Here is an 8776-nt window from a genome sequence, read left to right as displayed (position 1 = left end):
GGCGCCTTCATCCGGACAAAATCTCCCACAAATTGTGACGCACATCTTGCAGAAAGCCTTTTTCAAACACGCTCTAGAGCGAATATTAAACGGCCAACAGAGAAGATAGAAGCATGCAAAAAAGCCAGGACAATTTCCCCGCCAATACTCTGCAGACACTGTAAATTCTTTCACACTGCCGCAGGCATTACACAGGAAAATCCATCCCGGCTTCCACATTCTTTTCTTATTTTTCCAATAAGAAAAACCTCTTTATTCCGTTTTCAGATCTGAAAACTTCATTTTCACAACACACATAGCTCCCATCATCAGTGCTACACCGATGATCAGGCACAGTGGGCTCTGGATAAAGCCGGCGAAAATGTAAGTTACAAAGGATACCACTGCTGCCACAATGGCATAAGGCAGCTGGGTTGACACATGATTTACATGATCACACTGAGCTCCCGCGGAGGCCATAATCGTCGTATCCGAAATCGGAGAACAATGGTCACCGCAAACAGCACCAGCCATACAGGCAGAGATGGAAATAATCATCAAGTCTCCCGGTGTGTTTTCAAATACATGAACAACAATCGGGATCAGAATACCGAAGGTTCCCCATGAAGTACCAGTAGCAAATGCCAGGAAGCAGGCTACCAGGAATATAATAGCCGGAAGCATATTTACCAGTCCTTCTGCAGAAGACTTCACCATTTCCGCAACAAACTCAGCAGCTCCCAGACTGTCCGTCATACTCTTTAAGGTCCATGCAAAAGTGAGGATCAAGATTGCCGGTACCATGGACTTAAAGCCCTCCGGAATGCATGCCATACAATCGCGGAAGGACAGCACTCTGCGCACCATATAAAGAAGAATGGTAATCACCAGACCGAAAAAGCTTCCAAGCACCAGTCCGACAGAAGCATCACTCTGGGAAAAAGCAGTTACAAAATCTGTACCGCTGAAAAATCCTCCAGTATAGATCATACCGATTACACAGCAGATAACCAAAGAGATGATAGGGATCAGAAGATCCATAACCTTTCCTCTTGGATTCACCGGTCCATCACCTTCGCCAGAAGCATAAGGACGGGCTGCTGTGGTAAACAGATCCCCTTTTAACGCATTGGACTCATGCACACCCATAGCACCAAACTCTTCTTTCATCAAAACCATGGATACCATCATTACAATCGTAAGAAGTGCATAATAGTTATAGGGAATAGCTCTTACAAACACGGACATTCCATCCTCTCCCGGAACAAAACCGCTGACAGCAGCTGCCCAGGATGAGATTGGTGCAATGATACATACCGGCGCAGCTGTGGCATCGATCAGGTATGCCAGCTTCGCGCGTGATACATTGTGCTGATCTGTGATTGGTCTCATAACACTGCCTACCGTCAGACAGTTGAAATAATCATCAATAAAAATCAGCACTCCAAGCAAAATGGTTGCCAGCTCTGCCCCAACTCTTGTCTTGATGTGTTTGCCTGCCCAGCGTCCAAAAGCGGCTGAGCCTCCAGCCCGGTTCATCAGGCAGACCATAGTTCCAAGAATTACCAAGAACACCAGAATACCTACGTTACTGCCGGATGATAACACACTGATCATTCCGCCTGAAAAAATATGGTTAACCGTTCCCTCAAAATTACCGCCAGAGTACAGAAGTGCTCCAACTAAAATTCCAAGAAACAAGGAACTGTAAACCTCTTTTGTGATCAATGCCAGAACGATTGCCACAACTGGCGGTATCAATGACCAGAAAGTAGCGTACACAGCAGGTGTGCCGGCCTCCTCTTCTGCCGCTGCCAGAATAGTCACCGGACATGCCAGGACAAACATCATAACAGCTGCAAAAAGAACAGACAACTTTTTACAATTGTACTTCATTATCGATTTCCTCCCTCTTTTTTCCTGAATACCAGATGACCAGTCACAAACCGGTCAGAGCGTTTTCTTAAAAGCCTCCTCTTCTTTAACGCAAAAAGCCATGAATGCACTCCCATTATGGGGACACATTCATGGCATTTATTCTTCACAGGATCTATACCTTAGATAGCGCTCCACAACAGTGACAGTCTGCCGCATATTCTGCGTCAGCCCAGAACTTCTCTCCTGGCTGAGAAAAAAATCCTTCGGCAGTCTCCCCTTTCATTCCAGCCAGTCTGCCATACGACCCAGAGCCTGTATCTGCGTATGCCCATACTCTGCACACAACCAGTCTCTGCAGCTGAAATTACTGATGAAGCCTGCGCCTCTATCATAACTTCCCATATTCAGTTTATTCACAAACTAAATGTATCAGCTTTTTCCTGTAAATGCAACCCTTTTATTCACAATATTTGAAAATACCGTACTCATTTACCTGACCGATCAGTAAGAACCCTTTTGTTTCCATATACAGCTGCTTCTTTTTGCTTGGAACAGGGAAAACCAGGTAATTGCATTTCAGTCTTTTTGCATTTTTTACTACCTTTTTGATCACCGGTACTTCTGCCACAAGCTGTTTATGGAGCCATCTTGCAGCTTTTTTTCCAGAGGCTCCTTTACCGCCTCTTCCGTAAGGCATTTTGATAGACGGATCATAAACTCTCACATAGGAAGCTATTTTGTCATCCGTTGCTAGGTAAATCTCTTCATTTTCTTCCTTCTGCTCATTGATCAGATTGCAGATGCTTACTACCTCATCAGGAATCTTCTGTACATTCTGAACCTTTTTGTAAAAACCATCTTTATTCAGGCCAGTTCCGCAAAAAGCCAGCACTGCCGCAATAAAAATCAGAAGTATGTACTGCCGTGGTCTGGAAGCTCCCACCTTTTTTATCAGGCAGGTTCCTGCATAAGCTATAAGCGGCACTGCCGGAAGAATCCATAATACTCTCCAGTAAACCGACCGTCCTATACATTTCTGTATAATATAAGCAGTCACCGGACAGAAAAACACAGCAAGAAAAACTACAATATAGCCGGATAAAATTCTGGATCGTTCTTTTTTTCTTCCGAATACCAGGAAATACAAACATGCAGCCAGCAGTAAATAGACATAAAATCCGTTCCCCCAGTATTTCTGCCAGGCATCCAGTGAAGCCAAAAGTGCTCGTTTCATCTCTCCACCTCCTAAAATACCAGAATGTATACCACGCCAAGTATCAGGGATGGCAGACAGCAGACTACACTCTTTAAGAATCTTCTTCCGTCTCTGAATTTCACCAGACTAAGCAGAGCAAATACTCCCATCAGAAGAGGGGCAAGCATGATTCCCATTGAGGAAAACAGACAGCAGGCTCCATTTGCCAGAAAAGCCAGGCTCCATGGATATTCCGGTTTTTCCTGCATAAAAATCTCCATACAGAGCAGAAATAAAAATGGTAAAAATACCCCTGCCAGCACAGCTTTTCCCTGCCAGATCCTGCCCATTGTAAAAATTTCCGAATTGTATACCGAATATCCGCAAAACCACAGGATCACGGCACAAAGGATCATAAAAATCCCCTGTTCTCCAGCCTTTCCCTTGAAGAATATGCGGCTGTACTGAAAAAGCACCACATATGCCAGAAAAACAAATACCGCCGGAAAAACAGTATGTGCCACAATGGCTGGATGAAGTCCTCCGCATAACCGGCTGGTCACAGCAAGAAATGCAGGAAACGGAGAAAGAATGTAACGGCTTGGCAATACATTGTAAGCGGCTCCGGTGTAGGGGTTATATGCATAAAGAGAATCGGTTTCCACCGCGGTAGTGGCTGTTCCTACATAAAAAGCATCATCTTCATCCATATGGGCATAAAGCACCACAACGACAAGCTGGAACAGAATCAGAATTCCTGCCACCACAAGCTCCGGGGAAATTCCAGTCGCTTCTATCCTTCTGCCGCAATATGTGCCAGCGCCTTCACCGGTTTCCTTCTGCCTCTTCTTATAAAGACTCCGGGCACCCAGAAATGCCAGTACACCAGCCACCACGCCATATGTAATGGTCAGCACATGAAGCGGCTGTTTGGTAAAAATCATGGTAAGAGAAAGCAGCTCTGTAATGGCAAACAGCAGTGTATAACCGGCCAGAAGATATTCACCGCAGGTTCTTTTTTCTCTGCGGAAATAGAATCCCCCTGCCAGGCAGGGAACTACCAGCAGCCAGATCACTGCCAGTATCCCCTTAAAAATAAATCCCATATATTATTTCTCCAGTTCTTTTTTCAGAATTCCCATGGCAATCTTCTCCGATGTGATCGGCAGCTCTCTTACCCGGACACCGGAAGCATTGTAAACCGCATCTGCAATTGCAGGACAAGGGGTATCGATTACCAGCTCACCGATGGACTTGGCCCCAAAAGGACCGCTCTTTTCATAGCTGCTCTCAAACTCAACCCGGATATTTCCAATATCCTCACGGCTTGGGATCTTGTACTGCATGAAAGAATTCTCACGAATCTTACCTTCTTTGGAATACTGCACATTCTCCATAAGTGCCATACCGATTCCCTGGGCAACTCCTCCCTCAGTCTGCACACGGGCAAGATTGGGATTAATAGGAGTTCCGCAGTCTACAACTGCCACATAATCGATCAGGTCAATATTTCCTGTCTCTTTGTCTACTTCCACCTCTGCTGCCCCAACCATATAAGGCGGCGGAGAAATCTGGGAAGAATAGGAGGCAGTCACCTGCATTTCCAGGGTATTTCCGCAGGTTCCCTTATAAGCAATCTCCTGAAGACTGACCTCTTTTTCCCTTGCGTAGACTTTCTTTCCATCAAAGTCTGCTTCCTCAGGACTTACACCCAGCATTTCAGCACCCAGCCGAATAATCCTCTTTTTCAGCTCATTGCAGGCGTTAATAACTGCATTGCCTGTAGCGTAAGTAGTGGCAGATGCATAAGAACCGGAGTCATATGGAGAAACATCCGTATCCACACCAAATGCAACAATATTCTCAAATTCTGTTTCCAGACAGTCGGCTGCCATCTGGGAAAGAATGGTATCACAGCCCGTACCCATATCTGCACATCCAAGGGAAAGTGTATAGGATGCGTCCTCATTCAGCTTCAAGGTTGCGCCTCCCACGTCTACATTGGCAATAGAGGAGCCCTGCATCGCCATGGCAAGACCTACGCCGCGGACTTTTCCATTTCCCATATCACGGCATGGATATTTCTCATCCCAGCCGATCATCTCCTTGGCCCGGGCAAGGCAGCGATCCATCGTACAGCTTGCTGTATGAGTCAGGTTTCCATCATAGTCATACATTGGCTCGCCTTCAATTGGCATATTCAACTCACGGATCCTTGCAGGATCCATATTCATCTTATGGGCCAGCTCATTAACAGCGGATTCCACTGCATAAATTCCCTGTGTGGCACCATATCCACGATATGCACCGGATGCCTGCACGTTGGTGTAAACAACCTCATAGTCAAAAGCATAGGCTTCCAAATTCCGGTACAGGGCAATTGCCTTATGACCTGTAAGTCCGATGGTTGTAGGACTGTGATCTCCGTATGCACCAGCATTGGAAAGCGCCTCTACTTTAATTCCTTTTACGATTCCGTTCTCATCTGCACCAACTTTTACGTGTACTTCCATCTCATGACGGGGAGAAGCGCAGATTAAAGATTCATAACGGCTGTAAACGATTTTGGATGGACGTCCTGTCATCCAGGTAACAATTGCCGGATAAATTTCACAGACCTCTGTCTGCTTGGCTCCAAAGCCGCCGCCAATACGAGGCTTGATCACGCGGATCCTGGAGGATGGGATTCCAAGGGCATTTCCAAGGATTCGGCGAAGGTGGAACGGTACCTGTGTGGAGGAAACCACATTCAGCCTGCCGAAATAATCCTTGGTACAATATGTGCGGAAGGTCTCCATCATACACTGCTGATCAGCCTTTGTGTGATAAACTTCATCTACTGTATATTTGCATTCTGACAAAACCTTGTCAATATCTCCCATTTCCTCATGGCCTTTTGCTGCAAGGTTCCGCTTGTTATCTGCACCAACCGGGAACTTGGATTCCCAGTCCTCTTCCGGGTGGACCAGAACCGGATTATCCTTAGCTATATGCATATCAAGAACCGGTGTTTCCACGCGGTATTTCACTTTAATGCGCTTCATGGCAAGGTCTACAGCTGCTTCTGTTTCTCCTGCCACAATTGCCACTGCATCCCCTACGAAACGAAGATGCTGATCCAGGATCATTCTGTCATAAGGACTGAACTCCGGATAGGTCTGTCCGGCAGAGGCGAAACGTCTCTTTGGAACATCTTTCCAGGTAAGGATCAGTGCCATTCCTTCTACCTTCATGGCTGTGTCCGTCTTGATCTCTTCCACCCAGGCATTGGCATAGGGACTCCTTAAGATCTTGATGATCAGGCAGTCCTTTGGTGCCAGGTCGTCTGTGTAGACTGGCTTTCCGGTCACCAGAGCCATGGCATCCTTTTTCTGCAAAGACTTATTTACATAGCTCATGCCTGCACCTCCTTCTCCTGGATATTTCCGTTTTTCTTATATTCCAGATATTTCAGGATACTTCTGGTCTGTCCAACAAAACCGGAGCAGCGGCAAAGATTGCCTGCCAGATATTCCTTAATCTCTTCTTCGGTTGGATTTTCCAGTTCTTTTGTCATCGCAAGTACATTCATGATAAATCCCGGATTACAGAATCCGCACTGCTCTGCGCCTTCATTGGCAAGAAAAGTTCCAAATTCTTCAGCTTCTGCCTGAAGTCCCTCCATGGTGGTGACCTTTTTGCCGTCAATACGGGCGGCAAGGACACTGCAGGACAGCATTGGCTTGTCATTTACCAAAACGGTGCAAAGACCGCAGTTTGCAGTTTCACAGCCTCTTTTTACACTGTAGCAGCCAAGGCTTCGAAGAAACTCCAGAAGCATGGTGTCAGGACTGATTTCCGCTTCCTTTTTGGCTCCATTCAGCCAGAAATTAATTTTCATCTGTCATACCTCCCACTGCTTCTAATGCTCTTCTTGTGAGAACCTTCACAAGAAGGGTTCTGTACTCTGCGCTGCCTCGCATGTTTCCAAAGGTAGGAACCTTCCGTGCTGCATAGTCTGCAAATTTCTGAACCGCTGTCTTCTTCTCTTCCGAAGACATGGTTTCCATGCCTGCAAGGAGACCTTCTTCGTCTTCCAGAAGAAATGCCTTCGCCGGACGGGCACCGTAAACCGCTCTCACGCCATTCTCAGACAGCCTGATACAGCATGCCAGTACCGGGAAATCGGTCTTGGTATTACGATGGCTTAAATAGGCAACCTTCAACGGAGTTTTCTTTATGATAATGCGTACCAGAATATCTCTGTCTTTTGGCATTTTCACAAAATCAGAAAGACAGACTCTGCCGCCTTTAAAAAGTTCCACCTCTGTATCAAGTGCCAGAAGCATGGTGAGTACATCAGAAAAGCCGAAGCGTCCCCAGATACTTCCGCCTACAGTGGCGCAGTTGCGGAACTGTACGCCTACAATATGGCGCAGGCTTTCTCTTATGGCACCTTTCGTATATGTATGAAGTCCCTGATGAAGTTCCAGGTCCCGCAATGGGGTCATACAGCCAATCACAAATTCACTTTCTGTTTCTGTGATGGTATCCAGACCAAGCCCGGAAAGATCAATGGCTGTGGTTACAACACGGTTACCCATTTTCAGCCACACCATGCCACCAAGCACACAGGCAGTCCGCTTCTGGTTCAGCTCATAAGCCTGTTCCAGAGATTCTGCTTTCACATAATTTTTTATTTTGAGCATGTTCAATTCCTTTCTCATATTGTATCACTGTTCATCGTTTTCCAAATACGCTTTTCCAGAGCGTGTTTGAAAAAGGCTTTCTGCAATCTGTACATGCAGTGAACAGCAATCGTATTGCTATTTTTAGTATAACAAGAAAGGGTTCAAATTTCCAGCGAAATGACATATTCAGAATATTTTTTTGTTTTGATTTTATGCAAATTATATAGATATTTTCATACAATTATGTTATAATGCGAAAAAGAACAGAAAATAGTTTTCATAAACTATTTTATAACAAAATTATTTACAAATCCACCACAAAAGGAGGCGCCGTTTATGAGTAACCGTGTTATAACAATCAATCGTATGTTTGGAAGTAATGGACGTATTATTGGAAAGGCTCTTGCGGAGGAACTGGGATTTAAGTTCTATGATAAGGAGCTGATCGAAATGGCCAGCAGGGAGAAGAATATTCCTTTTGATGAGTTTGCCAGAGTAGATGAGAGAAAAGCCAGCCAGTGGCTGTATCCGGTGGATTACGAGCTGCAGATGAATCCGGAATACCATTTTGTTCCCATGAATGATGTGCTTTACGATCTGCAGAAGAAGATCATTTTGGAGGCAGCCGAAAAAGAGAATTGCGTGATCGTTGGGCGATGTGGCAATTATATCTTACAGGATAATAAGGATAAGCATCTGAGTCTGTTTATCTATGCTCCGTTTGAAGACCGTGTGAAGACGGTGATTGCACGTACCGGCCGAGAGGAAAAGAGTGTAAGGAAGCTGGTGAAACGTACGGATAAGGAACGCCGGGCTTATTATGAGTATTTTACGGATACTAACTGGCTGGATATGCTGCAGTATGATCTGTGTATTAACAGCAGCAGGGTGACGAAGGAAGAGATTGTGGAGATGGTGAAGAAGTTGATCTAAAGTGTATAGAAAGACAGCCCCGTTTTTGGCGGGGCTGTGATTTTTTGCTATTTAGTTGATTAAAAGTTCTTCAATGCGGACGCATTTGGACAATGTGTATTACTCACTCGCCGGCGCAACG

At 45.5% G+C, this 8776-nt stretch carries 8 protein-coding genes and 1 riboswitch; of the genes, 1 reads left to right on the top strand and 7 read right to left on the bottom strand.

Going from position 1 to position 8776, the window contains the following annotated elements:
* From AB5618_RS20890 to AB5618_RS20860, 7 genes are all read right to left on the bottom strand, one after another.
* Positions 1-219: DUF6783 domain-containing protein (locus AB5618_RS20890; RefSeq protein WP_368367034.1), on the bottom strand; the 219-nt coding region annotated here is incomplete at its 3' end.
* A 33-nt stretch (positions 220-252) separates the two neighbouring features.
* Positions 253-1875, bottom strand: coding sequence for a Na+/H+ antiporter NhaC family protein (locus tag AB5618_RS20885; RefSeq protein ID WP_173719019.1), 1623 nt, complete (start codon positions 1873-1875; stop codon positions 253-255).
* A 158-nt stretch (positions 1876-2033) separates the two neighbouring features.
* Positions 2034-2253, bottom strand: a riboswitch (Lysine riboswitch).
* A 61-nt stretch (positions 2254-2314) separates the two neighbouring features.
* A complete protein-coding gene (locus AB5618_RS20880) occupies positions 2315-3091 on the bottom strand; it encodes a hypothetical protein (RefSeq protein WP_173719020.1) in 777 nt (258 codons plus the stop codon).
* Between the two features lie 11 nt (positions 3092-3102).
* Complete coding sequence (locus AB5618_RS20875; protein ID WP_173771068.1) at positions 3103-4158, bottom strand: DUF6077 domain-containing protein; 1056 nt, start codon at positions 4156-4158, stop codon at positions 3103-3105.
* A 3-nt stretch (positions 4159-4161) separates the two neighbouring features.
* Positions 4162-6450 (bottom strand): xanthine dehydrogenase family protein molybdopterin-binding subunit, encoded by a 2289-nt coding sequence (locus tag AB5618_RS20870; protein ID WP_173771069.1) that lies wholly within the window; start codon positions 6448-6450, stop codon positions 4162-4164.
* Positions 6447-6932: a (2Fe-2S)-binding protein gene (locus AB5618_RS20865; RefSeq protein WP_118584038.1), complete on the bottom strand. Its 486-nt coding sequence runs from the start codon at positions 6930-6932 to the stop codon at positions 6447-6449. The genes AB5618_RS20870 and AB5618_RS20865 overlap by 4 nt, the downstream gene beginning before the upstream one ends.
* Positions 6922-7740, bottom strand: a complete 819-nt coding sequence (locus AB5618_RS20860; protein WP_173719042.1) for a xanthine dehydrogenase family protein subunit M — start codon at positions 7738-7740, stop codon at positions 6922-6924. Before AB5618_RS20860 ends, AB5618_RS20865 begins: the two co-directional genes overlap by 11 nt.
* Before the next feature lie 318 nt (positions 7741-8058).
* Between AB5618_RS20860 and AB5618_RS20855 the strand changes: the two genes are divergently transcribed.
* The gene (locus AB5618_RS20855) at positions 8059-8655 is read left to right on the top strand and encodes an AAA family ATPase (RefSeq protein WP_173719024.1); all 597 of its coding nucleotides are present in this window, start codon (positions 8059-8061) and stop codon (positions 8653-8655) included.
* Positions 8656-8776: the final 121 nt, after the last annotated feature.

The sequence above is a fragment of the Ruminococcus sp. J1101004sp1_RTP21198st1_B9_RTP21198_201120 genome, assembly GCF_040924245.1.
GTDB lineage: Bacteria > Bacillota > Clostridia > Lachnospirales > Lachnospiraceae > Blautia_A > Blautia_A faecis.
Note: the sequence above shows the minus strand (reverse complement) of the source record. Positions and strands in the feature narration are given on the sequence as shown.

Bases quoted from the DNA above. Each gene is read 5' to 3' on its own strand.
- AB5618_RS20880 (WP_173719020.1), bottom strand. From the start codon at position 3,091: ATGAAACGAGCACTTTTGGCTTCACTGGATGCCTGGCAGAAATACTGG.
- AB5618_RS20855 (WP_173719024.1), top strand. From the start codon at position 8,059: ATGAGTAACCGTGTTATAACAATCAATCGTATGTTTGGAAGTAATGGA.
- AB5618_RS20860 (WP_173719042.1), bottom strand. From the start codon at position 7,740: ATGCTCAAAATAAAAAATTATGTGAAAGCAGAATCTCTGGAACAGGCT.
- AB5618_RS20870 (WP_173771069.1), bottom strand. From the start codon at position 6,450: ATGAGCTATGTAAATAAGTCTTTGCAGAAAAAGGATGCCATGGCTCTG.
- AB5618_RS20865 (WP_118584038.1), bottom strand. From the start codon at position 6,932: ATGAAAATTAATTTCTGGCTGAATGGAGCCAAAAAGGAAGCGGAAATC.
- AB5618_RS20875 (WP_173771068.1), bottom strand. From the start codon at position 4,158: ATGGGATTTATTTTTAAGGGGATACTGGCAGTGATCTGGCTGCTGGTA.
- AB5618_RS20885 (WP_173719019.1), bottom strand. From the start codon at position 1,875: ATGAAGTACAATTGTAAAAAGTTGTCTGTTCTTTTTGCAGCTGTTATG.